The organism is Betaproteobacteria bacterium (assembly GCA_016720855.1).
Lineage (GTDB): Bacteria > Pseudomonadota > Gammaproteobacteria > Burkholderiales > Usitatibacteraceae > FEB-7.
Window position 1 is genome coordinate 230,612 of record JADKJU010000002.1, and the last position, 26,331, is coordinate 256,942.

General features: G+C 67.0%; 23 protein-coding genes and 1 pseudogene. 12 read left to right on the forward strand and 12 right to left on the reverse strand.

Going from position 1 to position 26,331, the window contains the following annotated elements; translation table 11 throughout:
• Window positions 1-8: 8 nt before the first annotated feature.
• From IPP91_08215 to IPP91_08235, 5 genes are all read right to left on the reverse strand, one after another.
• Complete coding sequence (locus IPP91_08215) at window positions 9-1,532, reverse strand: DUF3482 domain-containing protein (GenBank protein MBL0142052.1); 1,524 nt, start codon at window positions 1,530-1,532, stop codon at window positions 9-11.
• A 4-nt stretch (window positions 1,533-1,536) separates the two neighbouring features.
• Window positions 1,537-3,021, reverse strand: a complete 1,485-nt coding sequence (locus IPP91_08220; GenBank protein ID MBL0142053.1) for a DUF2868 domain-containing protein — start codon at window positions 3,019-3,021, stop codon at window positions 1,537-1,539.
• 65 nt (window positions 3,022-3,086) lie between these two features.
• Window positions 3,087-4,301, reverse strand: coding sequence for a multidrug effflux MFS transporter (locus IPP91_08225; GenBank protein MBL0142054.1), 1,215 nt, complete (start codon window positions 4,299-4,301; stop codon window positions 3,087-3,089).
• Window positions 4,298-6,193 (reverse strand): hypothetical protein, encoded by a 1,896-nt coding sequence (locus IPP91_08230; GenBank protein ID MBL0142055.1) that lies wholly within the window; start codon window positions 6,191-6,193, stop codon window positions 4,298-4,300. Before IPP91_08230 ends, IPP91_08225 begins: the two co-directional genes overlap by 4 nt.
• A gap of 10 nt (window positions 6,194-6,203) precedes the next feature.
• Window positions 6,204-6,743, reverse strand: coding sequence for an ATP-binding protein (locus IPP91_08235; GenBank protein MBL0142056.1), 540 nt, complete (start codon window positions 6,741-6,743; stop codon window positions 6,204-6,206).
• On the opposite strand from IPP91_08235, the gene IPP91_08240 reads away from it, so the two are divergent.
• The 3 genes and pseudogenes from IPP91_08240 to IPP91_08250 all read left to right on the forward strand — a co-directional run bounded on the left by IPP91_08240 (window position 6,694) and on the right by IPP91_08250 (window position 8,609).
• On the forward strand, window positions 6,694-7,119 hold the full coding sequence (locus IPP91_08240) for a transcriptional regulator (GenBank protein MBL0142057.1): 426 nt from the start codon (window positions 6,694-6,696) through the stop codon (window positions 7,117-7,119). The genes IPP91_08235 and IPP91_08240 overlap by 50 nt on opposite strands.
• Window positions 7,120-7,145: 26 nt before the next feature.
• Window positions 7,146-7,298 (forward strand): annotated as a pseudogene (locus IPP91_08245) (transposase).
• Window positions 7,299-7,355: 57 nt separating this feature from the next.
• Window positions 7,356-8,609, forward strand: coding sequence for an IS256 family transposase (locus IPP91_08250; GenBank protein MBL0142058.1), 1,254 nt, complete (start codon window positions 7,356-7,358; stop codon window positions 8,607-8,609).
• 380 nt (window positions 8,610-8,989) lie between these two features.
• Here the strand turns inward: IPP91_08250 and IPP91_08255 are convergent, their stop codons facing one another.
• The 6 genes from IPP91_08255 to IPP91_08280 form a co-directional block, all read right to left on the reverse strand.
• Window positions 8,990-9,559 (reverse strand): hypothetical protein, encoded by a 570-nt coding sequence (locus tag IPP91_08255; protein ID MBL0142059.1) that lies wholly within the window; start codon window positions 9,557-9,559, stop codon window positions 8,990-8,992.
• 336 nt (window positions 9,560-9,895) lie between these two features.
• Window positions 9,896-10,273 carry a discoidin domain-containing protein gene (locus IPP91_08260; protein MBL0142060.1) on the reverse strand — a complete coding sequence of 126 codons (378 nt, stop codon included), beginning with the start codon at window positions 10,271-10,273 and terminating at the stop codon, window positions 9,896-9,898.
• 74 nt (window positions 10,274-10,347) lie between these two features.
• A protein-coding gene (locus IPP91_08265) for an IS3 family transposase (protein MBL0142061.1) occupies window positions 10,348-11,513 on the reverse strand; the annotation gives its coding sequence in 2 pieces (ribosomal slippage) (window positions 10,348-11,243 and window positions 11,243-11,513; 1,167 coding nt in all).
• Between the two features lie 111 nt (window positions 11,514-11,624).
• A complete protein-coding gene (locus tag IPP91_08270; protein MBL0142062.1) occupies window positions 11,625-13,124 on the reverse strand; it encodes a YifB family Mg chelatase-like AAA ATPase in 1,500 nt (499 codons plus the stop codon).
• A 296-nt stretch (window positions 13,125-13,420) separates the two neighbouring features.
• On the reverse strand, window positions 13,421-15,115 hold the full coding sequence (locus IPP91_08275) for an MCP four helix bundle domain-containing protein (GenBank protein ID MBL0142063.1): 1,695 nt from the start codon (window positions 15,113-15,115) through the stop codon (window positions 13,421-13,423).
• A gap of 498 nt (window positions 15,116-15,613) precedes the next feature.
• Window positions 15,614-15,856, reverse strand: a complete 243-nt coding sequence (locus tag IPP91_08280) for an accessory factor UbiK family protein (GenBank protein MBL0142064.1) — start codon at window positions 15,854-15,856, stop codon at window positions 15,614-15,616.
• A 213-nt stretch (window positions 15,857-16,069) separates the two neighbouring features.
• On the opposite strand from IPP91_08280, the gene IPP91_08285 reads away from it, so the two are divergent.
• The 9 genes from IPP91_08285 to IPP91_08325 all read left to right on the forward strand — a co-directional run bounded on the left by IPP91_08285 (window position 16,070) and on the right by IPP91_08325 (window position 25,233).
• Entirely contained in the window at window positions 16,070-16,894 is an 825-nt protein-coding gene (locus tag IPP91_08285; protein MBL0142065.1) for a hypothetical protein, read from the forward strand.
• Between the two features lie 49 nt (window positions 16,895-16,943).
• A complete protein-coding gene (gene glnK / locus IPP91_08290; GenBank protein ID MBL0142066.1) occupies window positions 16,944-17,282 on the forward strand; it encodes a P-II family nitrogen regulator in 339 nt (112 codons plus the stop codon).
• Window positions 17,283-17,301: 19 nt separating this feature from the next.
• The gene (gene amt / locus IPP91_08295; GenBank protein ID MBL0142067.1) at window positions 17,302-18,843 is read left to right on the forward strand and encodes an ammonium transporter; all 1,542 of its coding nucleotides are present in this window, start codon (window positions 17,302-17,304) and stop codon (window positions 18,841-18,843) included.
• 205 nt (window positions 18,844-19,048) lie between these two features.
• Window positions 19,049-19,936, forward strand: coding sequence for a hydroxymethylbilane synthase (gene hemC, locus IPP91_08300; GenBank protein ID MBL0142068.1), 888 nt, complete (start codon window positions 19,049-19,051; stop codon window positions 19,934-19,936).
• Window positions 19,933-20,703, forward strand: coding sequence for a uroporphyrinogen-III synthase (locus IPP91_08305; GenBank protein ID MBL0142069.1), 771 nt, complete (start codon window positions 19,933-19,935; stop codon window positions 20,701-20,703). The genes hemC and IPP91_08305 overlap by 4 nt, the downstream gene beginning before the upstream one ends.
• Window positions 20,700-21,755: a uroporphyrinogen-III C-methyltransferase gene (locus IPP91_08310; GenBank protein ID MBL0142070.1), complete on the forward strand. Its 1,056-nt coding sequence runs from the start codon at window positions 20,700-20,702 to the stop codon at window positions 21,753-21,755. Before IPP91_08305 ends, IPP91_08310 begins: the two co-directional genes overlap by 4 nt.
• Before the next feature lie 6 nt (window positions 21,756-21,761).
• On the forward strand, window positions 21,762-22,934 hold the full coding sequence (locus IPP91_08315; GenBank protein MBL0142071.1) for a heme biosynthesis protein HemY: 1,173 nt from the start codon (window positions 21,762-21,764) through the stop codon (window positions 22,932-22,934).
• 44 nt (window positions 22,935-22,978) lie between these two features.
• Window positions 22,979-23,557, forward strand: coding sequence for a CBS domain-containing protein (locus IPP91_08320; GenBank protein MBL0142072.1), 579 nt, complete (start codon window positions 22,979-22,981; stop codon window positions 23,555-23,557).
• The gene (locus IPP91_08325) at window positions 23,554-25,233 is read left to right on the forward strand and encodes an AMP-binding protein (protein ID MBL0142073.1); all 1,680 of its coding nucleotides are present in this window, start codon (window positions 23,554-23,556) and stop codon (window positions 25,231-25,233) included. The genes IPP91_08320 and IPP91_08325 overlap by 4 nt, the downstream gene beginning before the upstream one ends.
• A 23-nt stretch (window positions 25,234-25,256) precedes the next feature.
• Here IPP91_08325 and IPP91_08330 read toward each other — a convergent pair whose 3' ends face one another.
• Complete coding sequence (locus IPP91_08330) at window positions 25,257-26,300, reverse strand: CDP-6-deoxy-delta-3,4-glucoseen reductase (GenBank protein MBL0142074.1); 1,044 nt, start codon at window positions 26,298-26,300, stop codon at window positions 25,257-25,259.
• Window positions 26,301-26,331: the final 31 nt, after the last annotated feature.

Sequence of the window (26,331 nt, forward strand, 5' to 3'; positions counted from 1 at the left end):
CCGGGCTCTCAGGGGATCTCGCGGTCCGGATCGGATGCTGCCTGGCCGGCACCGCCCAGATCGAAGCCGCCGGGAAGCGCGCCGGGATAGAGCCTCTCGAGGATCCCGGCCGCCGCGTCCGACAGGAGCGAGCGCAGATCGGTCCGCACCTGGGCCTCGTCCGGCGAGGTGCGGGCGTTCTCCCAAAGCGCTTCGAACGCAGGACGGTGCGCGTCGAACGCGCGCGCCACCTCGTCCTTCCAGAAGGCAGGCGCTTCTGCCTGGGCATAGGCGCCCCGCCCGCGCCCGAAATGCGCGACCGCCAGGTAGCGCAGCAAGGCCGAACGCACGAGGCCGTTCAGGAACTCCGGGCTCCATGCAACCGACGTGCCCTCGATGCCCCGCACGAGATTGTGGCCCCTCGCGATGCCCGCGCCGCCCACGGCACCGGCGATCGCCCCGGCCACGATCCCGGCGCCGAGCGTGAGTCCGCCCGCGGCAAGATCGGCGACGAGCCCGGTGAGCGCGCCGGAAACGATGCCGCCGATAGCGGCCGCCTTGCCCTCGCTGGCCGGCGCCGTGACGGCGTAGTTTTCGCGAATCCGCTCGAGCACCGTCGATGCCGCTTCTCCGTGCAGTCCGTGCAATTCGATCAACCGTGTCGTGGCGGCGCGGATGTTTTCGTCAGCCCGCTCGGCCAGTGCGGCCATGGCCTGCTCGCGCTCGCCCTCGGCCACGTCGCGGCCGAATCCCAGCGCCCTCAGCACTCGCCCGGCGCGATCGGCGTGCGTCGCGGGACCCGCCGCCTCGCGATCGAAGAGCGCCGCCACGAGTTGCCCGGCGAGCACGTCCATCGACTGCCCGAACCGCTGCGCACCCCGCGCCTGCCACGCAGCGAGCAACCTGCCGAATGCCGCCTCCTTGTGGGGTGGAAGCAGCGGCGCGACACGGCGCAGCAGCGTGGCCTCCTGCACCCAGCAGCGGGCGAACGCGTCGAGGGTCAGCACATCGCGCACCACGGCGAACGGGGCAACGCTCGTGCGCCAGCGGTCCTCATCCGCCTTTTCCTCGCCGGCGGCGCGCGGCGGCCCCACCTGGTTCAGGAGCAGCATCACCGGCTTGCCGATCCACGTGAGGATCTGCATCTCGGGCGCGAAGTACCCGGCATCGCGCGGGTCCTCCGCTGCGTTGACGACGTAGAGCACCACGTCCGCGCAATCGCGCGCCACGCGAACCGCCTGCTGGCTGCACCAGAGCGGCCGGTTGCGGTAGCGATCCCACACCTCGCGCATCATCCAGCCGATCGGGTTGTCCGCCGCCCGCAGGCGCGCCGCGAGACGAACCGAATCCCCGAAGCCCGGCGTGTCCCACAGGCGCAGCACGTCGCCCTGCGGGGTCTCGAGCAGGACGTGTGCCTCGGCCACATCGGTGACATGCGGCGCGTCGCGCACCTCGCCCACGTCCCGGCCCAGGAGCGTGCGCGCGAGGGTGGTCTTTCCCGCGTTGGTGTGCGAGACGAGGCTCAGCTCGACGGTGGAGGCAAGCGTCGTCATGGCATCACGCGGACGATGCCGCCCCGGAGCGCAGGGAATCGAGATCGCGTTCCGCTGCCGCGAGATCGGGCGTCTCCAGGTCGACGAAGACGGCGCGCAACCCGCGCGTGGCCGCGAGCCCCGACCACGCCTGCCGCCGCTCTTCGAGCCGTGCCTTCGCCTCCTCGAGCTCGCCCAGCCGGCGGCGATAGGACGACTCGTCCACGATCATGGCCAGGGCGCCCTTCGTTCGCGCCTGCAGCGCCTCGAGGAAGACGCCGTGATTTTCCGTCTCCGGCGTGGCCGCCAGGTTGAAGAGCGCGATCACGAGATCCGGGGCCGGCGATTCGCCTTCCCCAGACGGCCAGGGCCCATCCTCCTCGCCGAACGCGATGGGCCGCACGGAATGTACCCGCGCGTCGTCGCCGTAAAGATGCGCCGCGAGGCACTGCAGGCCATCGGCGGCGGACTGGGCGGGCGTGTACCCGTAGGCCACGACGCGAATCCGCGCCGGCGACTCGCGCCAGCCCGCCAGCACGCGGCGGAAGTAGGGCTCGTCGAGGCTGACCGGAAAGCGCATCGAGAGCGAGCGCTCGCGCCACCATGCAGCGGCGGCCAGGAGGAGCCGCGGGGCGACAACGACCAGCGCGACGGTGACGGTGTAGAGAACGATCCATCGCCCGGCGTTCTCGCCGGCACCCACCCCGTCCCAGCGTAGCGCGGCGAGCTGCTCCACGTCCGGCAGCGGCAGGCCGACGAGCCACGCCGCGGGCCCGAGGAAGACCGCAAGGATCGCGTGCACCGCGTTCGCGTCGAGGAAGGTACTTTCCCAGCCGGCACGGTATTCGAACGCCAGGCCGCGCACATACAGCCCGGCGATCGCGCCGAGCGCGAGTAGGGCGGCGCAAAGATGCAGGACGCGCCCCGCGCGCGCCGAGACGAGGGGAGCGGCGCGTTGAACCCAATCGAGGGCGAATGCGGCGAGCGTGCCGCCGAGCGGACCCGGGACGCGGGCGGCGAGCGTCGTTCGCACCCCGGCCACGAGCTGGCGCAATCCCCCGGGGCTTGCGCCGGCACGGTGCGTTTCGCCCATCGCCCACCGGGCGAGTAGCCCGGCATAGACCGCCAGGTTCCAGGCGACGAGGCCGAGCAGCGGGAACGCGAGGATGTTCACGTGCCGCCTGTCGATGACATGTTCCATGGCAATCCCGAGGACGAGGGCCGCGAGCGGCAGCGCCACGCCGATCCACGGCCGCCAGCGCAGCGCAACGACGGCCCGGTGCGCGCGCGGCGAGCGCTCGGCGAGCCGGGCGGCGAGGAGCTCCGCGCGCTTGGCGAGGAACGCCTCCGCCGTGGGCCGCTCGCCCCGATCCGCCGCCTGCCAGCGCACGAGTTCGGCGGCGGCTCGCGCCGCATAGCCGCGATCCTCGGACGAGAGCGCCTGGCCCGCCGTGTCCGCGGCCTCGACGGCGCGGACGAACAGCACCTCCCGCGCGGCGGCTTCGTTCACGGCGGCTCCCGGGAGATGTCCGGCATCGTCATGCCACGATTATGTCCGACGCTCGCCGGGCGCGTTCAGGGCCGCTGTCGGCGCATGCCCGCGTAATACGCGCGCCAGCAGGCGAAGCCCGCCAGCATCATCACCGCCATCGCGACTGCCATCCAACGCGTGTCGTGGAAGACGGCCGGCGCGATGATCCCCGCCGTGATCGTGTTGATCATTCCCGAGACGAAGCCCTGCAATGAGACCGCCATGCCGCGCCGCGTGGGGAAGAGATCGAGCGTGGTGAGGGTGATCGTCGGCATCGCCATTGCCGAGCCGATCGCGTAGAAGAAGATCGGCATCACCGCCCACGGGATCGACGGTGCGAAGGCGAACGAATAGGCGACGTTCGCGGCCGCCGAGACCCCCATGAAGGTGTAGGCGCGGCGCAGCACCTGCGCGCGCGAAAGCTTGCCGGCGGCGCGCCCGGAGAGCTGCGAGCCCACCACGATGCCGGCAATCGACGGGATGAACAGCCACGCGTACTCGGTGGGCGCGAGGCCCAGGTGCGTCGAGAGGAACATCGGCGCCGAAAGGATGTAGAGAAAGAACGCGTTGAAGTTGAAGCCCATCGCGAGCGAAAGCAGCAGGAACGGCCGGCTTGCCCCGACTTCGCGGTAACCGTGCAACAACGCCCTCGGATGGAAGGAATGGCGGTACTCCTCGGCAAGCGTCTCCCGGAGAAACCGGGCAGCAACGAATGCCAGAATCGCGCCCACGGCGGCCAGGAACCAGAAGATCGACTGCCAGCCGAAGGCCGAAAACAGCAGGCCCCCGATGATGGGCGCGACCACGGGCGCGAGGCTGAAGAACACCGTCACCATCGACATGAGGCGCTGCGCGTCCTCGTCCTGGTAGACATCGCGAATCATGGCGCGGCCCACGACGATGCCTGCGCCCGTCGAGATGCCCTGCAGCATCCGCCAGCCGATGAGCGCTTGCACGCTGGTGGAGAGCGCGGCGCCGACGGAAGCGATCGTGAAGGCCGCGAGCCCGATCACGATCACCGGCTTGCGCCCGAAGCTGTCGGAGAGCGCGCCGTGGAAGAGGAACATGAAACCGAAGGCGAGCAGGTACGCCGAGAGCGTCTGCTGCATCTCGATCGGCGTCGCGGAGAGCGCCTTCTGCATGCCGCCGAACGCGGGCAGGTAGGTGTCCACGGCGAAGGGGCCGAGGGTGGCGAGCGCGCCCAGCATCGCCGCAAAGGCGATACGGAAGGATCGCGAATGGCGATCGGGATGACTCATCGCGACCACTCCGGAAGGGCGCAGCGGGCACTGCGGCGCGCAAGAACGGGCTCGAAGTCCGACGCGGCCTGTTTCATCATTTCCGAATCCTCCGCGTGGCAGGCGAGGCACGCGCCGACGGTGAGGATGCGCTTCTGTTCCTCGATGGAGAATGGTCGCGCCCCTTCGCGGGTCGAAACCATGCCGGTTCGCGCCTGCAGGAAGCCTGTCCACGCATCCTCGGGCAACCCGTCGTGCGCGGACGGCTTCTGCGCCGGCACGAACTGCCAGCGCCCGGTGTTGCCGGTTACCACGTACCGCAACGCGCCCTTTCCGAATCCCAGCGCCACGGAGTCGCTGTGGCACGACTTGCAGGACCGCACCTCGCGCCGGATGGTGTGCGCGAAGAGCTTCGCGTACAGGCGCCGGAAGAGGACATCGGGAGGCTTTCCGGCCTCCCGGTTGCGATCGAAGGTCATGATCATGCCCGGCACGAAGGTGTCGATCGCGCCTCGCGCGCGACCCTCGGCCAGCACGCCCAGCGTGGGCAGCGTCGCCTCGAAGGGTCCCGAAGTCTCGTTCCAGGTTCCCTTGACCCACTTCTGCGCAGCGTGATCGAAGCCTTCGTCTTTCGGGTCGAACGTCGTGTGGCACGAGGTGCAGCGCGGTGCCCAGGCCGCGTGGCAGCTCGCGCACGAGAGCCGCTCATGGCCCTTGTTCTCGGTGCAGGCGGCAAGCGGCGGCTTCAACTCGAGCGGCTGGCCGGTACGCTTGCGCAGCAGGCGCGCGCCCCCGCTTTCGTTCACGGCCAGGTTCACGATCGGGTCGCCGTCGCGCGTCGTGCCCATGCGGCTGCCTGGCGACAGCGTCCATTTCCTCAGCGCCATCAGCTTTCGCGATTCCGGGTCCATCGACTCCGCAGCCACCGACGCGTGCTTGCGGGCATGGCAGTCCTCGCAGCCGACGCGCAACTGCTGGCTCTTCCTCGCGACCACTGCGCCTGCCCCCATCACCTCGTTGGCCGTGTGGCAGTCGATGCACTCCATTCCGCGTTCGTGATGGATGTCCGGGACGATCTTCTCGACGAAGCGCCCGTCGGCGAGCTTGCGAAATAATGGGGACAGACCCCTGGGGTCTGTCCCCTTTATTCCTGTTGGCGCCTTGCCGTCCGGCGTGTGCCTCTCGTGCCAGCCCTCGTAACCCAGCGCGATGCGGCCGGAGCGGCTGTGGCAGCCGAAGCAGTGGTCGTTTCGCGGATTGAGCGTGAGGCCCGGGTGCGATGAGGGTGCCGCCACGCGCGACTGGCTCGGGATCTTCGCGTAGCCGGCAAGCGCTTTCGCAGCCTCGGCGCCGTATTCGAGGTGGCACGCGATGCAGCCGCCCCCCTGTGATTCCTCAGTAACCGGGCCCCAGTCCGTCTTCGCCTGGCCGAGGTGGCAGCCGACGCAAAGTTCGCGCAGGTGGCTGTCGGCAACGCCGTGCCCGAGGTTCTTCGCGTCCGGCAAGGGGGCGCCTTCCCGGGCGGACTCGCCAAGAACCGCGCGGTTGACCGCGATCACGCCGGACATCGTGGCCATGATCGAGCGCTCCACGCGCGGAACGATGGCTTCATGGCATCCGGCCTGCCCGCAGGTTCGCGCCGCATCGGCGAGGTTGCCGGGCACCAGCACCATCCCGGCGTGCGCGATCGCCTTGTCGAGCGTTCGCTTGTCGCCCGCATGGCACGACGCGCAGCCGATGGTCGCTGGTGCGTGCGGGCCTTCGAGGCCGGTCACGTTGCCATGGCAGATGATGCAGCCTTCGCCGAACCCGGGCGCAACGCCGATTCGCCCGGCATCGCCGCGCATCAGCAGGATCGTGCCTGCGACCATGCCCACGAGGGCGGCAATCAACAGGGAAGTCTTCAGGCGCACGGCTGCTAGTTTAGCGGGTCGGCCCCGTCGGGACCTGCCGCAGGCGGTACTGCAGCGCCTCGGCGACGTGGGCGGCCTCGAGGCGAGGTTCGGCAGCGAGGTCGGCAATCGTCCTCGACACCTTGAGCACGCGATGGAACGCGCGCGCCGAGAGGGATAGCCGCGACGCCGCGTCGCGAAGCAGTTTCCGCGCAGCCGGCTCCGGAACGCAGTGCCTCTCGATCTCGCCGCCGGACAGGAGCGCATTCGGCTTGCCCTGGCGATCGAGCTGCGCGGCCCGGGCTGCCCCCACCCGCGCGTACACAGGCGCCGACGATTCGCCGCACGGGGCATCCGCAAGTTCCCGCTCGCGAAGCGCCGGTACCTCGACGTGCAGGTCGATGCGGTCGAGGAGCGGCCCGGAGATCCGTGCGCGATAGCGCGCAATCCGGTCCGGCGTGCACGCGCATTGACCCGAGAAGTGGCCGAGATAGCCGCAGGGACAGGGAGGCGTTGCCTTTTTGCCATTTCTGCGAGTTTCGCTCAAGTGCCTGATACAAAAGGACTTCAACCCTGAGCCTCAGACACTCGGTCAGCACCTGCGGAAGCGACGCCAAGAACTCGGGCTCACCCAAGCGGAGGTTGCCTCCAAGCTCGGCGTGAGCCCGTTTACGGTCTTGAACCTCGAAAATGACCGCAGGAAACCAACCATCGCCGTCGTGGCCGCCCTTGTTCACTGGCTTGGATACGACCCGCTACCCGCCCCAACGACCCTCCGAGAGCGCATGCACGCCGCAAGGAGGGAGAACGGCTGGACCGTCCGCGAGGCTGCTATTCGGCTGGGCGTTGATCCCGCTACATGGGGCAGCTGGGAGCGGAGCAGCCGCGTTCCCTGGAAGAACTACGAGGATCGCCTCAAGGCCTTCCTCTCTGTGTACCAATCGTGAAGCCGGTTCGCAATCCAGTCTTCACGGCGGGCGGGCCGAGCGAGAACGCCTTCATCGAGAGCTTCAACGAGAAACTCCGCGACGAGTGCCTGAACGACCACTACTTTACGAATCTTGAGCACGCCCGGGCGGTGATCAGCGCCTGGCGCCGGGACTACAACGAGAACAGGCCCCACAGTTGAGCCTGTCAGGAATTTTGTGTGTGAGGCATGACATGGCGATCCAAAGGAGCCGTTATGCCGAGAAGGAAGAAGGAGTTGCCGGCGACGCCGGCTGTTGCGGTCAGCCCCGAGCTGCTTGACCAGCTGGTGACCGGGCCGATGAACCCGCAGGAGTTCGAGTCGCTGTTCCGGGGCCTGAAGAAGGCGATCGTCGAGCGGGCCTTGGGCGCGGAGCTGACCCATCACCTGGGCTACTCGAAGGGCGAGACGCCGCCCGCGGAGCAGGCCAACCATCGCAACGGGACCACGCTCAAGACGGTGCTCACCGACGAGGGGCCGCTGGACCTGGCCATTCCGCGCGACCGCGACGGGTCGTTCGAGCCGCAGCTCATCGCCAAGGGCGAGCGGCGCTTCACGGGCTTCGACGACAAGATCATCGCGATGTACGCGCGCGGCATGACGGTGCGCGAGATCCAGGGCTACCTGAAGGAGATGTACGCGGTGGAGGTCTCGCCGGACTTCATCAGCCAGGTGACCGAGGCGGTGATGGCCGAGGTCCTCGAGTGGCAGAGCCGGCCGCTGGAGCGGCTCTATCCGGTGGTGTTCTTCGATGCGCTGCGGGTCAAGATTCGCGACGAGGGAGTGGTTCGCAACAAGGCGATCTACCTGGCGCTCGGGGTGCTGCCCGACGGCACGCGCGACGTGCTGGGGCTGTGGATCGAGCAAACGGAGGGGGCGAAGTTCTGGATGAAGGTCGTGAACGACCTCAAGGGCCGCGGCGTCGAGGACATCCTGATCGCCGTGGTCGACGGCCTGAAGGGCTTCCCGGAGGCCATCGGCGCGGTCTTCCCGGCGACCACGATCCAGACCTGCATCGTGCACTTGATCCGCAACTCGCTCGACTACGCGAGCTGGAAGGACCGCAAGGCCGTCGCCGCGGCGCTGAAGACGGTCTACCAGGCTCCGAGCGAGGCGGCGGCGCGGGCGGCCCTGGACGAATTCGCCTCGGGTCCCTGGGGCGGGAAATACCCGCCCATCGCCGCGCTCTGGCGCCGGGCCTGGGAGCAGGTGATTCCGTTTTTCGCCTTCCCGCCCGAGGTTCGCCGCGTGATCTACACGACCAACGCGATCGAGAGCCTGCACATGCGGCTTCGCAAGATCATCAAGACGCGCGGACATTTCCCCTCGGACGAGGCAGCGTTGAAGCTCCTGTGGCTGGCGCTCAGGAACATCACCGCCGACTGGGGGCGTGCGGCCAAGGAATGGAAAGCGGCGATGAATCAATTCGCCATCCTGTACGCTGAGCGCTTCACAGCCCGGGCGGCGTGAAATGAGCAACGGTCGTCGCACGGCCATTCGCCAACGCGCGGCGACTGCAATCGCCTCACACACAGAAATTCGGACACGTCCCCACAGTTCGCTGGGGCGCATACCACCCGCTGAGTTCGCCGCGCTGCATCGGCTCAAAGAGCGCGAACGCCACGGGATCCTATAACCTTGCAACTTGGGCTTTACGAACTGCCGGCAGGTATCACCAAAAGGGGGCAGGTCACCGTACGAGCGCCCCCGTTTTGGGTCTGCCAATGTGGGGATTTGCACTCCCCCACGGCAGTCCAGTGCGCTCGCACCCAGATTCCTCGCGCGCTCGGACAACGTAGCCGGCCCGCATGCTGCGAAGCCTCAGAGCCATCGCGGCCGACCTTCTGCAGTCAGTAGGGCTGACGTTGGATAGCCTTCTGATACGTCTTCCCAGCAATTGTCAGGGAGAGCGATGCTTGATCCGGATCGGTATCGGAAAAGGTAAGTACGGCCGATCCTATGGGAGAAATGATGACACTGTGGGGGTCGAACGCGTCGAGCTGGGGTCCTCGCGTCTGATATATGGCACCATCAAATTCGGTGGTCGATTTCCAATTCCCCCCAGGCAGGACATACCAAGTGGCCGTGCCATTGTCGGCGTAGATGTTGAACACGCCGAAGATCATGCCGGACCCGTGCTGCACGATGCTGGCTCCCCATCCGGATTCTGATGGGTTCCACCACATGTCCGTGTGGTCCCAGAGTGGGCCGCATGGACCCACGCAACCCGCGGTTGCCTGAGTGGGTCTCGGTGATACGGTGAACTGAGTGCTGCCTAGGACGGTTTGCCCAAGCTGAACCTCGACCTGATAAGTGCCAGCCGGCAAGGGACCGACCGGCCAATTCAAAGGACGGTCATTCGGCGGCAGTGGGGCAAGATCAATTTCTCCGAGCGCGACCGAAATCTTGTTGGAAACCATGGAAACATTGGTTCCAGCGGCGTCATATCGCTTAGGAATCGAACTCGCTGGAAGTTGGATTCGAATCGTGTCAAGTGTGGTTGGCATCTGAGGTGATATGGACACCTGGCCAAAACAAGGCGCAGACGACACCAAGAACGCCAGAGCAACCAACGATTGCTTGATTGTCATAATACCTCCACGTCAATAGTCAACTGATAGCTTGCCAATCGACTGTAACAGGATCAACCAGTAGTGGCGCGGTAGCGCACTCACCGACCGGTAGCCTCACGCGCGTCCGGGAAACTTGGGACGTGTGAAAAAGGGGGCGCAACGCGTCCCCTTTTTCGTGGTACCTCAGTTGCCGAAAACTTCAACTTCGTAGTACGCGGCCCAAGAGGGGCTCGCACGGGTCACGATCTTCACGTAGCGAGCGGAATAACTGCTCAGGTTCAGCGACATCGTCTCGCCATCCATGAGGTCTCGCGAGACTGTACCGGCTAGCGTAGTTGGCGGGGAACTGGTTCCGACATAGATGTCGTGTGTCGAAGTCCCACTCGGACTTTGTGCCGGCATGAATCTCATCGAGTACAGCGACTTTGTTGCCCCGAGGTCGAGCTCGATATATGGCTGCGTCGACGGGTAGCTGGGCGTAACACCCGAGTTCCACTGAGTGGTGAGGTAGTTGCCATCCGTGGCGTTCGATCCAACATAGGTAGAGTAAGTGCTGCTCACTGTGACACTGGAAGGGGTCAGCTTTGTGGGTAGCGTAAACAGCGGCGACTGGAATTCCCCCGCTGCTCCGGACACTACGCTAAGCCCGCATGAGTACGTTCGAACTCCATCGGGCTGACCTGCCCAAGCGTCGAATGTCGGCGCCGGGAATTGTAGAACACTTCGATGTAGTCGAAGATGTCGGCGCGCGCGACTTCGCGCGTGGCGTACGTCCTGCGATAGACACGTTCCTTTTTGAGCGAGGCGAAGAAGCTCTCGACCGCGGAGTTGTCCCAACAGTCGCCGCGCTTGCTCATGCTGCAGGTGATGCCCTCGGCCGACAGCAGGCGCTGGAAGTCCTCGCTGGTGTATTGGCTGCCCTGGTCGGAATGGTGCAAAAGCTCCGAAGGCTTGCCGCGTCGCCACAGCGCCATTATCAACGCGTCCAGCACCAGTTGCGCGGTCATGGTGGGTTGCATAGACCAGCCGACCACGCGCCGGCTGAACAGATCCACCACAACGGCCAGGAACAACCAGCCCTCGCCCGTCCAGATGTAGGTGAAATCGGCTGCCCACTTCCGGTTCGGAGCAGCAGCGGCGAAGTCTCGCTCCAACACGTTCGGTGCGATGCTGTGTTCCGGACGCAATCCAATGTCGGTAGGCATGCGCCGCGGCTTGGGCTGCGCGCTCATGCCAGCCCCTCGCATCAGTCGCGCCACCCGATTCTCGCTGCAGGATTGGCCTGCGACGACCATGTCCTTCCAGACCCGCGGCGAGCCGTAGGTCTGGTGACTCAAGGCGAAGCTTTCCCGGATCAGCACCAGCAAGCCCGCGTTGGCGATCGAGCGCACGCTCGGCGAGCGTCCAAGCCACTCGTAGAACCCACTCGACGACACCTCGAGCAAACGGCACATCATCCGGGTCGGCCACACCGGCCGATAGCGGGCTACAAACACATACCTCACGTTGGTTCCTTCGCGAAGTAGCCCAGCGCTTTTTTTAGAATGTCGCGCTCCATTCGAACTTTCGCCAACTCTCGCCTAAGCTGCTCGTTCTCCAGCTGCTGCGCAGCCTTCAACGGCAATGCCCGGTCCTTCTCGTATCGACCTGCCGCGAAGTTGTCCACCCACCCCTTCAGGACCGAACGCTCCACGCCAAGCTCACGCGCAACCGCCGACACCGATCGTCCAGGTTGCTGCGTGAGCTTCACTCCCTCGCGCTTGAACTCGGCCGTAAACTTCCGTCTTTGCTTCGTTGCCATCGAACACCTCCAATTGCCAGTTTGGCATCATCAGATGTGTCCGGGGAAACGGGGGAATTCCAGTTTTTACTTTTGCGTTCATGGTCCCGCATGACCAAGACAGGAGACGGTCTATCGGATCGGTGTAGTGCCGCGATACTGAAGCGCTTCGGCCACGTCCCCAAAACGCACTTCAGCGCGTTGCTGCAAGTCCGCGATCGTACGCGCCACCTTGAGGATACGATGATGCGCTCGCGCAGATAGCCCAAGCCGTGAGAGGGCATAACGAAGATGTTTTTCTCCCTCCACGTCGAGCCGCACTCGCTCTTCGATCTCGCGTCCGGCAAGTTGAGCGTTCGGACATCCTTGACGGCGCAGTTGCATTCCATGCGCTTCCTCCACTCGTTCGCGAACAGCTTTCGAAGATTCTCCGAATGGCGCGGATACCAGATCCGTGTCCGGAAGCGCCGGCACCTCGACATGCAGGTCGATGCGGTCGAGCAGCGGCCCGGAAATGCGGCCGCGGTAGCGCGACACCTGGTCGGGCGTGCAGTGGCACCTGCCCGAGGGGTGCCCGAGGTAGCCGCAGGGGCACGGGTTCATGGCGGCGATCAACTGGAAACGCGCGGGAAAATCCGCCTGCTGCGCCGCGCGCGAGATGGTGATGCGACCGCTCTCCAGCGGCTCGCGCAGGACCTCCAGCACGTGGCGGCTGAATTCGGGCAGTTCGTCGAGGAACAGCACCCCGTGGTGCGCGATCGAGATCTCGCCGGGACGCGGGGGGGACCCCCCTCCCACGAGCGCCACGGCGGAGGCCGTGTGGTGCGGCGCGCGCCATTCGCGAATGCCGAAGCGATCGGCCCTGAACCCGCGCGTGGAAAGGCTCTGCACCGCCGCGGCCTCGAGCGCCTCGTCCTGCGACATGGCGGGAAGTATGCCGGGGAAGCGCTGCGCAAGCATCGTCTTGCCGGTGCCGGGCGGCCCGGTGAGCAAGATACTGTGCCCGCCCGCCGCCGCGATCTCGAGTGCGCGCCTGGCCTGCGCCTGGCCCTTCACGTCGGCGAGATCGGGCCATTGCGCTGCACTCGACCGGACCACACCTTCCGTGCGCGCGATTCGCTCGCGACCGGTGATGTGCGCGCACACGGCCGCGAGCGACGCGGCCGGATAGACGATCGCGCCGGGGACCAGGCCCGCTTCTCCCGCCGACGCTTCCGGCAGCACGAAGGCGCGGCCGTCCCGGTGCGCGGCGAGCGTCATGGCCAGCGCGCCGCGGATGGGGCGAAGCTCCCCGGAGAGCGCGAGTTCCCCGGCGAACTCCAGGCCCGCGAGCCCGGGCAACGGAAGCTGCTCCGTGGCGGCGAGAATGCCGAGCGCGATCGGCAGGTCGAAGCGCCCGCTTTCCTTCGGCAGGTCCGCCGGCGAGAGGTTGACGATGACGCGCCCGTCCGGAAACGCGAACCGGGCGGTGGCGAGCGCGGCGCGGACGCGATCCCGCGCTTCCATGACCTCCGTTTCCGGCAGGCCCACGACGTGCAGGCGCGGCAGCCCGCCGCCTACGTGTACTTCCACGCGCACGAGCGGCGCATGCATGCCCGCGAGCCCGCGGGTGAGGACGACGGCGAGTGACACGCGCAAGACTCCCCGGCCCGGAACGCCGGGCGGGGACGAGCCTCGCGCGCGCTTCCTTATGGGTTGGCGGAATGCCGCGCCACGAGCGCGGCGACTTTCGCTTCCAGCTCGCGCACCCGTTTGCGGGCGGCGGCTTCGGCGAAGCGGGCGGTGATTACGCCCGGGAGCATTTCGTCCAATTCAACGCCGTGCCTCGGGGCTCGGTTGACCGTCGGCTTTACATTCCATTTCCAGGTCATGAATAACCCGGGGATCCCGGGGGAGGTCACGTGCACAGAACTTCAGGAACCTCGACTTCAGAATTCCTTCCACTCCTCTTCGCGTAGGGCGGCCCGAGCCGATTCACGTCCCGGAACGACCGCCGTGTGCTTCGAAGACGCGGATGCGAGATGCCGAAGCTCAGGGGCCGCGTGCAGCACGGCAAGCTGCTCCGTTGCGCCGGCGCCCTCTTCCACGCGGAACTGCGCGACCGACCGCGTGAGGCCGGAGGCCTGATTGGCCATGCTGGTCGCGGCGGCGGTCGCCTCCTCCACCAGCGAGGCGTTCATCTGCACGACCGAGTCCATCTGCGTGATCGCCCTGTTGATCTGGTCGATGCCGGAGCTCTGCTCGCGGCTCGCGGAGGCGATCTCGACCATGATGCCGTCCACCTTCCTGACCGAGTCCACCAGTTCGCCCATGGTCTTGCCCGCCTGCTCGACGAGGCGCGCACCCGACTCGACCTTGCCCACGGAGGTTTCGATGAGACCGCGGATTTCCTTGGCCGAGGCAGCCGAACGCTGCGCCAGGCTGCGAACCTCGGAGGCGACCACGGCGAAGCCACGGCCCTGCTCGCCGGCTCTCGCGGCCTCGACCGCCGCGTTGAGCGCCAGGATGTTGGTCTGGAACGAGATCCCGTCGATCACCCCGATGATGTCCGAGATCCGCTTCGAGGAAACCGTCACTTCCTGCATCGTCGTGACGACCTTGCTCACCACTTCCCCGCCCTCTTGCGCGGTGGCCGAGGCCGACGCGGCGAACTGGCTCGCCTGCTTCGCGTGCTCGGCATTCTGCTTCACGGTCGTCGCGAATTCCTCCAGGGTCGAGGCGGTTTCCTCGAGCGAGCTCGCGTGCTCCTCGGTGCGGCTGGCAAGGCTCTGGTTTCCGGCGGCGACCTGCGCTGCGCCCACCGCGATCGATTCGGCACCGGACCGTATCTGGTTGACCATGCGGCCGAGGCTGTCGTTCATGTCGCGTAGGGCGGCAAGCAGTTCGGCCGGCTCGTCCCGCCCCTTCGGCTCGATTCGCGATGTGAGGTCGCCCGATGCGACCCGGCGGGCCACGGCGACGGCCTCGCGCAGAGGGGCGGTGACGCTGCTCACGATGAGCCAGCCGATCAGGGCCGCGACCAGCACCACGAACACCGCAGCGACGTAGACGATCATTGCCAGGCGGGCACCGGAGGCAGCCGCCTCTTCCAGCGCGGTCCGGCTGGATTTCGCCTGAATCTCGATCAGGCGGTCCAATTCGACCAGCGACTTCTGGATGACGGGTTCCAGCTGGGTCAAGAGCACCGCTGCCGCTTCCTCGTTGCGAAAGCTCGTCGACATCCCGAGCGCCTGCTGGAAGGGCTTGTCCATGTCCTTGTCGAGCGCGTCGAGCCTCTGGATGATCTCGCGCTCGGCCGGCTCCAGCGGCAGCTTCGACATCCTGCCGCGGGCCTCGTCGTAGGCCTTGCCGATCACCCGGGCACGGTCCTCGTCCGACTGCATCGAATTGATGTCGGCATGCAGCCCGATCTTGCGCATGACCGCGGACTGTTCGAGCGCAAGCGCCTTCATCCGTGAGGCGAGGCTTTCCTTGGTCCAGGTCGCCGTCAGGACAGCCGTGAGATCCTCGCGGCTCTTCCTCACGAGTGTGACGCCGCCTACCGCGCTGAACACGATCAGGCAGACGACAAGGGTGAACCCGGCCGTGAGCCGGGTGCCGATACTCACATCTCGCAGGTTCATGCGCGGATCTCTCGAGGTCCGGCGGCGCGGGCGGCTCGCCGGGTTCATGAATTTTCAGTCCTGCCAGCCCTTCGCGGCTGGGGTCTTCGACACCCTCTCGACGCGCTCCTTCACGAAGAACTTCGCGTCGTTGTCGCGAAAGTCGAACAGGCTCTTGCCGATCGTCCGTGGGATTTCCCCCACGGCATGCATTTTGTCGCAAGGGCCGCATCGCGACTTTGCCATTCGTCAGATGCTTCCATCCGGCGCGTTACCCCTGTAACCGCCTCGAAACGGTTTGGAGCCTCTCCCGCCTGCCTGCCCGAGGGGTGGATGGCACGCTTGGCGCAGGCGAGCATGGCGCGAAGGACATCGGCCCGCCGCAGCGGCCCGATACGACACGTGACAGCCGCTCAGGCAAGGTGGACGCGAGCCCGCCGGGGAGAACGACGGCGAGTGACGCGCGCAAGACTCCCCGGCTCGGAACGCCGGGCGGAGACGGGCCTCGCGCGCGGGTCCTTATGGGTTGGCGGAATACCGCGCCTCGAGCGCGGCGACTTTCGTCTCCAGCTCGGCAACGCGAATCCTGGCCCGGGCGAGCACTTCAGACTGGACGTCGAATTCCTCTCGCGTGACCAGGTCGAGCCGCGCGAAGGCCGCCGTGAGGACGGCACGCGCGTTCTTCTCCAGATCGCGCGCCGGGTTGGTGGCGGCAGCTTCGGCGAGACGGGCGGCGATTTCGCCCAGGAGCTTTTCGTTCATTTCAATTCCCTGCGGGAAAGGTTTGTCGACCGGAACCGCCAACGCACCGCGCTGGTGCGCGATGGCTCAATGCGGTGCCGCCATGCTGCAACGCGTCCAACACGCCAATAAAACTTCTTTGTGACCAATGGGTTGCAGTTCCTCTTTCAATGGCACGCTCCCTGCTTTTGCCTGATCGAAGCAACTTTTCTCCACGTCCACAAGGATACCAACATGCGAAACCTGCCCAAAGCCTTTGCACTTGCCGGACTCGCGACCGCGGCGCTCGCGTCGACGCTGGCTGCTGCCCAGACGCCAGCAGCGGCCGCCGCGCCCGCGCCCACCCCCGAGCACGTGCTGACCGCCAACGCCGGCCTGTTCAGCCAGTACATCTTCCGCGGCATTTCACAGACCGCCGGCGAGGCCGCAGTCCAGGGCGGCTTCGACTACGCGCACTCGAGCGGCCTCTACCTCGGCACCTGGGCATCGAACATCAGCTGGCTCCAGGACTTCGGCGCATACAGCCGCTCGAGCCTGGAATGGGACTTCTACGGCGGGTTCAAGAACAACTTCCCGGGAAGCGAGGATTGGACCTACGACGTGGGCGTCCTCTATTACTACTATCCGGGCAAGATCAATCCGGGCATCACCAACGCCAATACCGTCGAAGGATACGGCGCCGTTGGCTGGAAGTGGCTGAGCGTGAAGGCGAGCTACAACTTCCAGAACTACTTCGGTGCCAAGCCGATCGGCGAAAAGACAAACGGCACCTGGTACTTCGATTTATCGGCCGCCTATCCGGTCGGCGAATCCGGCGTCACCCTGCTTGGCCACTACGGGATCCTCGACGTGAGGCACGACGGCAGCGGCAGCAGCAAGGCGAGCTACGACGACTGGAAGATCGGCGCCTCCTACGTCATCCCTGAAGGCTTCATGAAGAGCGTGGAGGTCGGCGCCTACTACACGGGCAACAACGCCGAGGAGGGGTTCTACACCGACCTCACGGGCTACAACACCGCCAAGAACACCGGTGTCGTCTACATCAAGAAGACGTTCTGACGCGGCGGCGGCAACCCCCTTCGCGCGTACAAGCCATCACGAGGAAAACATGAAACTAGTCACCGCCATCATCAAGCCGTTCAAGCTGGACGAGGTGCGCGAGGCGCTCTCGGCCATCGGCGTCCAGGGCATCACCGTCACGGAGGTCAAGGGCTTCGGGCGCCAGAAGGGCCACACGGAGCTCTATCGCGGCGCGGAATACGTCGTCGACTTCCTGCCCAAGGTGAAGATCGAAGCGGCCATCAAGAGCGAGCTGCTCGACCAGGCGATCGAGGCGATCGAGAAAAGCGCCAACACCGGGAAGATCGGCGACGGGAAGATCTTCGTCTTCGAACTCGAGCAGGCCGTGCGCATCCGTACCGGCGAGTCCGGCGCGGACGCACTCTAGGACACAAGGGGAACCATCCATGAAACGCCTGTTGAGTCTCATCGCCATTTCCGCAGCGCTCGCTTTCGGCGGCATCGCCGTCGCGCAGGAAAAGAAGGCCGACGCTCCCGTGGCGGCTCCGGTTGCCGCTGCGCCGGCGGACGCCAAGCCCGCCGATGCGAAACCTGCCGAGGCCGCGCCCGCGGCGCCCGGCGCAGCCGCTCCTGCAGCGCCTGCCGCGGCTGCACCGACGCCCAACAAGGGCGACGTGGCGTGGATGCTCACGTCCACCGCGCTCGTGCTGCTCATGAGCCTGCCGGGCCTGGCCCTGTTCTATGGGGGCATGGTGCGCTCGAAGAACATGCTCTCGGTCCTGATGCAGGTCTTCGTGGTGTTCTCGCTCATCACGGTGCTGTGGTGCGTGTACGGCTACTCGCTCGCCTTCACGGAAGGCAACGCCTACATCGGCAGCCTCGACAGGCTCTTCCTCAAGGGCACGTTCGACGCGATGAAGGGCGAGTTCTCGATGGCCGCCACGTTCTCGAAGAACACGCCGCTGCCCGAGCTGATCTTCGTGGCCTTCCAGGCGACCTTCGCGGCGATCACCTGCTGCCTCATCCTGGGCGCCTTCGCGGAGCGCGTGAAGTTCTCGGCGATCCTGGTCTTCATGGTGCTGTGGTTCACATTCTCCTACGTACCGATCGCCCACATGGTGTGGTTCTGGGCCGGCCCGGACGCTTACACGGCCGCGAACGTGGTAGACGCCACGAATGCCAAGGCCGGGATGCTCTGGCAATGGGGCGCCCTCGATTTCGCGGGCGGCACGGTGGTGCACATCAACGCCGGTATCGCGGGCATCGTCGGTGCCTACCTGGTGGGCAAGCGCGTGGGCTTCGGCAAGGAGAAGATGACGCCGCACAACCTGCCCATGACGATGATCGGCGCCTCGCTGCTCTGGTTCGGCTGGTTCGGGTTCAACGCCGGCTCCGCCTACGAGGCCAACGCCGTTGCCGGACTCGCGTTCATGAACACGTTCCTCGCGACCGCCTGCGCCGTCCTTTCCTGGATCTTCGCGGAGTGGGTGTTCAAGGGCAAGCCCTCGATGCTGGGTGCGGCCTCGGGCGCGGTGGCGGGACTCGTGGCCATCACGCCGGCGGCCGGCAACGTCGGCATCCCGGGCGCGTTCGTGATCGGCACGGCGGCGGGCATCGTCTGTCTCTGGGGCGTCACCGGCCTGAAGAAGATGCTGGGCGCGGACGACTCGCTCGACGTCTTCGGCGTGCACGCCCTGGGCGGCATCCTGGGCGCGCTCCTCACCGGCATCTTCAATTCGCCGGCCCTGGGCGGGCCCAGCTACCCCGTCGACTGGTTCACGATGAAAGCCGTCACCGAGGCCGACTACTCGATCCTGTCGCAGTTCATCACGCAGGCGAAAGCCGTGGGCGTCACCGTCGTCTGGTCCGGCGTCGTGGCGTTCATCGCCTACAAGATCGCCGACCTGGTCGTCGGGCTGCGCGTGCCCGAGGAAGACGAGCGCGAGGGCCTGGACATCTCCGCCCACGGAGAGACCGCGTACAACTGATTTGCCAAGAGAGGCCAAATTCAACGGGCACTTGCGTGCCCGTTTTTTTTTACCCTGTAAAGGGACAGACCCTTGAGCCAAACGCTTAAGGGTCTGTCCCTTGACGATCTGCGTGGTAGCATTTCCGGCCTTCCGGACTCTGCGCTGCGCCACCGCCTTGAATCCCCAACGCCTCCGCATCGCTACCCGCGAAAGCCGCCTCGCGATGTGGCAGACCGAACATGTCGCCGCGCGCCTCGTGGAGCGCCACCCCGGCCTGGCCATCGAGATCGTCGGCATGACCACCAAGGGCGACCGTATCCTCGACCGGCCGCTCGCGCAGGTGGGCGGCAAGGGGCTCTTCATCAAGGAGCTGGAGATCGCGCTGGCCGACAACATCGCCGACATCGCGGTGCACTCCATGAAGGACGTGCCGATGGAGCTCCCCGAGGGCTACGCGATGCTGCCGTTCGGGCCGCGCGAGGACGCGCGCGATGCGTTCGTGTCGCTGAGGCACGCCTCGCTCGCCCGCCTGCCGCCTGGCGCGGTCGTGGGTACGTCGAGCCTCAGGCGCGAATGCCAGTTGCGCCGCGCCATGGCCCCGCTCGTCATCAAGCCCTTGCGCGGCAACGTGAACACGCGGCTCGCCAAGCTCGAGGCCGGCGAATTCGACGCCATCATCCTGGCGGCCGCGGGGCTCAAGCGCCTCGGGTTCGCAGACCGGATCCGCGAGCAGCTTCCCCTTTCCGTCGCCCTGCCCGCCATCGGCCAGGGCGTGCTCGCCATCGAGTTTCTCGCTGCCCGCGCGGATCTCGCGGAACTCCTCGCCCCGTTCGTGGACCCCGCTGTCTGCGCGGCCGTCGACGCGGAGCGAGCGCTCGGCCTCGTCGCCGAGGGCAGCTGTGAAGTGCCGCTTGGCGCACACGCCACGGTCACGGGCTCGTCGGTCGTCCTCGAGGGCTTCCTGGGCCTTCCGGACGGTTCGCGCCTCGTCCGCGAGCGCGCCGAAGGCACGACGGCCGATGCGGCGGCGCTGGGCCGGACGCTGGGCGAACGGATCCTCGCCCGGGGTGGGCGCGAAGTGCTGGACCTTCTCGCGCAATCCGGGAAATGACCTCCGCCGGCCCGCTGTCGGGCCTGGGCGTGGTGCTCACGCGCCCGCGCACGCAATGTGAAGCCCTGGCATCCGAACTGGAGGCGAAGGGCGCCCGCGTCTTGATCTTCCCGGCGATGGACATCGTTCGCGTCGAGCTGTCACCGGCAAGCCGCGCCACGCTTGAGTCACTGCCCTCGGCTTCGCTCGCCCTCTTCGTGAGCGCCAACGCCGCGGAACACGGCGTGGCGGCAGCCCTGAAATCGGGCCCGTGGCCCGCGTCCGTGGCTGTTGCAGGCGTCGGGGAGGCCACTGCCGCCCGCCTGCGTAGCGCCGGTTTCGGGCGGGTGATCACGCCGGCGACCGGATTCGACAGCGAATCCCTGCTCGCCTGCCCGGAGCTGCAGGACGTGAAGGACCGCCGGGTGATCGTCTTCCGCGGTGTCGGTGGACGCGAACACCTGCGCACGACGCTGGAGGCGCGCGGTGCCCAGGTCGGCTATGTCGAGTGCTACCGGCGCGAGCGCCCGGAAAGCGATCCTGCCGCGCTGATCGCCGCGCTGGGCCGCGGGCAGATCGATGCCGTCCATGCAATGAGCGCCGAAACAGTGGACAATTTCCTCGTGCTCGCGGGATCCGGGGCCTCCTGGTCGGGCGTGGCGCTGGTAGTGCCGCATCCGGCCATCGCGCGGCACGGCGCTTCGGCCTCCTTCGGGCGCACCGTGGTGTCGGGGCTCGGCATCGCGAGCCTCGTCGAGGCGCTCCACAACTTGCGAAAGGCGTCATGAGTTCCCCGTATCCCGAACCGACCTCGCTGCCGCCGCCGAGATCCGCGCGCGCCCCATCCGGGGTTTCCGATCGCGGCGCGCGCTGGGCAGTGGCTGCCGCCCTTGCCGCGGCGGCGGTGGCCATCGGGCTTGCCTGGAATTCGCAGCAGACGCTTTCCTCGCTTTCGCATACTGCCGGCGACAAGCTCGCGGACCTGGGCGCCGAACTGGCCCAGTCCAGGGCCTCGCTTGCCCAGGCGCAGGCGGCACTCAAGGATTCGCAGGCGCGAATCACCGAACTCGAATCGCGCGTGACGGATGCCCAGGAGAACCGGGTAGCCATCGAGGAGATGTACCGCGAGCTCTCCAGGAGCGCCGACGACCGCATGCTCGCGGAAGTGGAGCAACTCCTCATTCTCGCGAGCCAGCAGCTGCAGCTCGCCGGCAACGTGAAGGGCGCGCTCATCGCACTGCAGGCAGCCGACCAGCGTCTGGCTCGCGCCGACAAGCTCCAGGTCGCGAACCTGCGTCGCGCGCTCAATGGGGACATGGACCGGTTGAAGGCCCTGCCGCTCGTCGACACGGTCGGCATCGCGGTGAAGCTCGACGCCCTCGTGCAGCAGGCCGACACGCTGCCGCTCATCGTCGCCGAGACTCTGCCCGCGGCGCGCGCCGCCACGCGCGTGAAACCGGCCGAGGAGAACGCCTATCTGCGCGCTGCGCGCGACTTCTGGGAGGAGCTCAAGGCACTCGTCCGCATCCGCGAAATCGCGCCCTCCGAAGCCGCGCTGCTCTCCCCCGCGCAGGGCTATTTCCTTCGCGAGAACCTGAAGCTGCGGCTCCTCGCCGCGCGCGTGGCGCTGCTGGCGCGTGACGAAAGCTCCTTTCGCGACGACATCAAGGCCGCGCAGGCGTGGATCGGAAAATACTTCGACGCCAAGGCGCGCGTGAACGTGAACGCGCTGGCGACCCTCAAGCAGATCGGCGAGAGCCCGGTGTCGATCCATCCGCCCGACATCAACGCGAGCCTGGCGGCAACGCGCGCCGCGCGTGCCGCGAGAGAGAAGCGGTAGCCCGCCATGCGCTTCGCGCTCTGGTCCGTCGTGCTCGCCGTCGTGGCAGTCGGCATCGCGCTGCTCGCGCGCCAGTCGGACGGGTACGTGGTCATCGTGGCCGCGCCCTACCGCGTGGAGCTTTCGCTCAACCTCCTCGTGGTGCTGGTGTTCGCGGGCTATTTCGCCTTCCACCTGCTCGCAAGGCTCGTGGAGACGCTGGTCGCCATTCCGGCGCGCGTCCGGGCCTACCGCGCCGAGCGGGCGCGCACCCGTTCGCGGCACGCGCTGAACGATGCCCTCCTCGCGTTCTTCCAGGGCCGCTTCGCGAGCGCCGAGAAATCCGCCTCGGTCGCGCTCGAAGGCGACGAGAGCAGGCCGGTGGCGGCGATCATCGCGGCGCGAAGCGCCCACGAACTGGGCCGCTTCACCGAGCGCGAGGCCTTTCTCGAGCAGGCTCGCGGCAGTGCGCCCGAGGTGGACCAGGCCCGGCTCACGACCCTCGCCGACCTGCTCCTGTCGCAGGGCCGCCACGAAGAGGCCCTCGCCGTACTCAAGGATCTCTCCGGGCGCGACGCGAGGAACATCCGCCTGCTTCGCATGCGGCACACCGCGGAAATGGCGCTGCGCCGCTGGGACGACGTGCTCGCATCGACCCTCAAGCTGGCGAAACTGGGCGGGCTATCCGAGGCGGAAGCCTCCGCTTCCCGCCGCGCCGCGCACCTCGGCAACCTCAGCCGCAAGGCGCAGGATGCCCCGGCGCTCGCAGCCTACTGGAAGCAGCTTCCGTCGGAGCTTCGCGTCGATTCCGCCATCGCCGCAACGGCAGCGCGATACCACCTCGCGCTGGGCGGCGCGGCCGAGGCCCAGGCGATCGTCGAGTCCGCGCTCGAAGCGGGATGGGATGCCGCACTCGTCGCACTCTATGCGGATTGTGCCGGCACCTCCGCGCTGCCGCTCATCGAGCGCGGGGAGAAATGGCTGCGCGCTCATGCACGCGACCCGGCGCTCCTGCTCGCCCTTGGCAAGCTGTGCATGCGCCAGGAGCTCTGGGGCAAGGCGCAGAGCTACATCGAGGCGAGCCTCGCCCTCGAGCCGACGCACGACGGGCACATGACGCTTGCCTCGCTGATGGAAAAGCTCGGCAAGCCCCAGGAAGCCGTCCGCCATTTCCGCCGCAGCGCGGAACTAGCTGGTTAGCGGTCGCGTCCAACCCGAAGCCTCCTTTCCCGAAAGCAACTGCCATGACCCGCGAATACCACGCCCTCGCCCACAAATCCCTCTTGGCCGGTGCCCGGGTCGGCGCCCCGGCGCCGCTGTCCCGCCTCACGCCCGAGTCGCCGGCAATCGAAGCCATGACAGACCTGCGGCGGGTCCCGGCCGTCACCATCGCGCAGGAACGCAGCATCGCGGAATGCAACACGGTGATGATCGTGCGCGCGATCCGGCTTCTGTTCGTCGTGGACGCGCGGCAGGTCGTGGTGGGCGTCATCACGTCGACCGACCTGCTGGGCGAGAAGCCGGTGCGCTTCATGCGGGAGCGGGGCGTGCGCCATCACGAAATCCTGGTTTCCGACCTGATGACCCCCGCCTCCGGCCTCGAGGCCCTCGACCTGACGGACGTGGAGCATGCCCTTGTCGGCCAGGTGGTCGCGACGCTCAAGGACGTCGGACGCCAGCACACCTTCGTGACCGATGAGGGCGGCAAGCGCATCTGCGGCCTGTTCTCGGCCACCCATGTCGCGCGCCGCGTCGGCGTCGAGGTGCCGACCCACGAGATCGCCAGCACCTTCGCGCAGATCGAGGCCGCCCTGCACAAATGATCGACCGCCACGCGGAGGCCGTTCGCGCCTTCCGCTGGCAGGTCCCGGCGCGCTGCAACGTCGCCGAATCCGCGTGCCGCCGCTGGGCCGCCGACCGCTCGCGGTTCGCCCTGTACTGGGAAGATGAATCCGGCGCCAGGGCCGCGTTCACGTACTGGGACCTGCTCCAGGACGCCAACCGGCTGTCGAATGCGCTCGCGGCGCTCGGCGTTGCACGAGGCGAGCGCGTGGCGATCCTGCTCCCGCAACGCCCCGAGACGGTCATCGCGTATCTCGCGTGCTTCCAGATGGGAGCGATCGCGGTGCCGCTCTCCCACCTCTTCGGGCACGATGCGCTCGAGTACCGGCTGGCGAACAGCGGGGCGAAGGTCGCCATCGCCGATGGTGACACGCTTCCCGCCCTGTGGGCGGTGCGTGACCGGTTGCCGGATCTCGCGCACGTGATCGGCGTGGCGGGCGCCCGCGAATCCGCCGTGCATCCCTGGGAGACGCTTCTGGGGCGCGCCTCGCGGCGATTCGAATGCGTCGAGACGGGGCCTCGCGATCCGGCTGTCATCATCTACACGAGCGGCACGACGGGCCCGCCCAAGGGCGCCCTCATGCCGCAATCCACGCTCATCGGAAACCTCCCGGGATTCGAGTTTTCGCACGACGGCTTCCCGCAGGAAGGCGACCTCTTCTGGTCGCCGGCCGACTGGGCGTGGACGGGCGGCCTGTGGGACGCGCTCATGCCCACGCTTCACCACGGGCAGGCGATCCTCGGCTACCGCGGCCGCTTCGATCCCGCGAAGGCTTTCCACCTCCTCGACAAGTATGCGGTGAGGAATGCCTTCCTCTTCCCCACAGCGCTCAAGATGATGCGAAAAAGCGTCGATCGCCCGCGCGCGCGCTATGACCTGAACCTGCGCACGATGATGAGCGGGGGCGAGCCGGTGGGGGCCGCGCTCCTCGACTGGTGCCGCGAGGAGCTCGGAGTCACCGTGAACGAGATCTTCGGGCAGACCGAGATCAACTACATCGTCGGCAATTCCCACCGCGTCTGGCCCGTGAAGCCGGGGTCCATGGGCAGGCCGTATCCGGGGCACCGCATCGCGGTGATAGACGACGACGGGAACGAAGTGCCCGCCGGAACGGTGGGCGACGTGGCGGTGAACCGGCTCGGCACCGACGCAACCCGCGACCCGGTCTTCTTCCTCGAGTACTGGAAGAACCCCGAGGCCACGGCGGCCAAGTATTCCGGCGATTGGTGCCGCACGGGCGACCAGGCATTCGCGGACGCCGACGGCTACCTCTGGTACCAGGGCCGCGGCGACGACATGTTCAAGAGTGCGGGCTATCGCATCGGGCCGGCGGAGATCGAGAATTGCCTGGTGAAGCACGCGTCCGTGGCCAACGCCGCCGTCGTGGCCAGCCCGGACGAGACGCGCGGCAACGTGGTGAAGGCCTTCATCGTGCTTGCTCCGGGCATCGAGCCATCAGGGCCGCTGGAGGAGTCGATCCGCGAGCACGTGAAGTCGCACCTCGCCCCATGGCAGCAGCCCAGGCTCATCGAATTCGTGGGTGAATTCCCGATGACCACCACCGGTAAGGTTCAGCGACGCGTCCTGCGCGAACGCGAGGAAAGGAAAAGGGGACAGACCCCATTTATTTCTTCCGGGACGTCCGGGAGGAAATAAATGGGGTCAGTCCCCTTTTCCTCTCACGGCATCGGCGCGGAATAGGTGAAGGCGTCGCAGTAGAACTCGTCGTCGGGCAGCGCGCGCTCCTCGATGAACGTTTTCTTCGCCACGTCGGTCATCGCCGGTGCGCCGCAGGCGTACACCTGGTAGCCCGCCAGGCTCGGGAAATCGTCGAGCACCGCCTGGTGGACAAAACCCGTGCGGCCGATCCAATCCTCCTCCGGCTTCGGGTCGGAGAGCACCGGGATGAAGGTGAAATTGTCGTGCTCTTCCTGCCACGTCCCGGGGAGTTCCGGCATGTACAGGTCGGCGAGGGAACGCACGCCCCAGTAAAGCACCATCTGGCGGTCGATGCCCTTGTGGAAGGCGTGCTCGATCACCGCCTTCACCGGCGCGAACCCCGTGCCACCGGCCACCAGGATCATCGGCTTGTCCGAGTCCTCGCGCAGGTAGAAGGAACCCAGGGGACCTTCGAAGCGGATGATCGCGCGCTCCTTCATTTCCTCGAAGACGTGCTTCGAGAAGGTGCCGCCCGGCGTCCTGCGCACATGCAACTGCAGGTGCGTATCGTCGTGGGGAGCGTTGGCCATCGAGTAGCTGCGCCGGACGCCGCCCTTCATCAGGATGTCGATGTACTGCCCGGCGAGGAACTGCAGCCGCTCCGCGGCGGGAAGCTTGAGGTAGAGGACGGCAACATCCTCGGCGGGCTTCTCGATCCGCTCCACGCGCGCCGGCAACGTGCGAATGGTGAGGTCCTTGAGTCCCGCCAGCTCGCGGATCTCGAGGACCACATCGGAGTCGGGCTTCGTGCAGCAAGTAAGCGCCTTGCCCGCCGCCTTCTCCGCCTCGGTGATGGCGCGATCCTGATGGTCGCCATAGGTGAGGCTTCCCGATCTGAGCGTGCCCTTGCACGCCCCGCAGGCCCCGTTGCGGCAGCCGTAGGGCAGGCCCACGCCCTGGCGCAGCGCCGCTTCGAGCAGGGTCTCGCCGGGATTGACGGAAAAGGTGCGGCCGCTCGGTTCGAGTCGCACCTGGCGCGCGGCCGGGGCAGGGGATTGAGGCACGGGATTCTCTCTCGGGGATGGGGGCAAGGCG

Bases quoted from the DNA above. Each gene is read 5' to 3' on its own strand.
- IPP91_08250 (MBL0142058.1), top strand. From the start codon at position 7,356: ATGCCGAGAAGGAAGAAGGAGTTGCCGGCGACGCCGGCTGTTGCGGTC.
- IPP91_08285 (MBL0142065.1), top strand. From the start codon at position 16,070: ATGCGAAACCTGCCCAAAGCCTTTGCACTTGCCGGACTCGCGACCGCG.
- IPP91_08305 (MBL0142069.1), top strand. From the start codon at position 19,933: ATGACCTCCGCCGGCCCGCTGTCGGGCCTGGGCGTGGTGCTCACGCGC.
- amt (MBL0142067.1), top strand. From the start codon at position 17,302: ATGAAACGCCTGTTGAGTCTCATCGCCATTTCCGCAGCGCTCGCTTTC.
- IPP91_08225 (MBL0142054.1), bottom strand. From the start codon at position 4,301: ATGAGTCATCCCGATCGCCATTCGCGATCCTTCCGTATCGCCTTTGCG.
- IPP91_08320 (MBL0142072.1), top strand. From the start codon at position 22,979: ATGACCCGCGAATACCACGCCCTCGCCCACAAATCCCTCTTGGCCGGT.
- IPP91_08315 (MBL0142071.1), top strand. From the start codon at position 21,762: ATGCGCTTCGCGCTCTGGTCCGTCGTGCTCGCCGTCGTGGCAGTCGGC.
- IPP91_08275 (MBL0142063.1), bottom strand. From the start codon at position 15,115: ATGAACCTGCGAGATGTGAGTATCGGCACCCGGCTCACGGCCGGGTTC.
- IPP91_08325 (MBL0142073.1), top strand. From the start codon at position 23,554: ATGATCGACCGCCACGCGGAGGCCGTTCGCGCCTTCCGCTGGCAGGTC.
- IPP91_08310 (MBL0142070.1), top strand. From the start codon at position 20,700: ATGAGTTCCCCGTATCCCGAACCGACCTCGCTGCCGCCGCCGAGATCC.
- IPP91_08255 (MBL0142059.1), bottom strand. From the start codon at position 9,559: ATGGTTTCCAACAAGATTTCGGTCGCGCTCGGAGAAATTGATCTTGCC.
- glnK (MBL0142066.1), top strand. From the start codon at position 16,944: ATGAAACTAGTCACCGCCATCATCAAGCCGTTCAAGCTGGACGAGGTG.
- hemC (MBL0142068.1), top strand. From the start codon at position 19,049: ATGTGGCAGACCGAACATGTCGCCGCGCGCCTCGTGGAGCGCCACCCC.
- IPP91_08215 (MBL0142052.1), bottom strand. From the start codon at position 1,532: ATGACGACGCTTGCCTCCACCGTCGAGCTGAGCCTCGTCTCGCACACC.
- IPP91_08280 (MBL0142064.1), bottom strand. From the start codon at position 15,856: ATGAACGAAAAGCTCCTGGGCGAAATCGCCGCCCGTCTCGCCGAAGCT.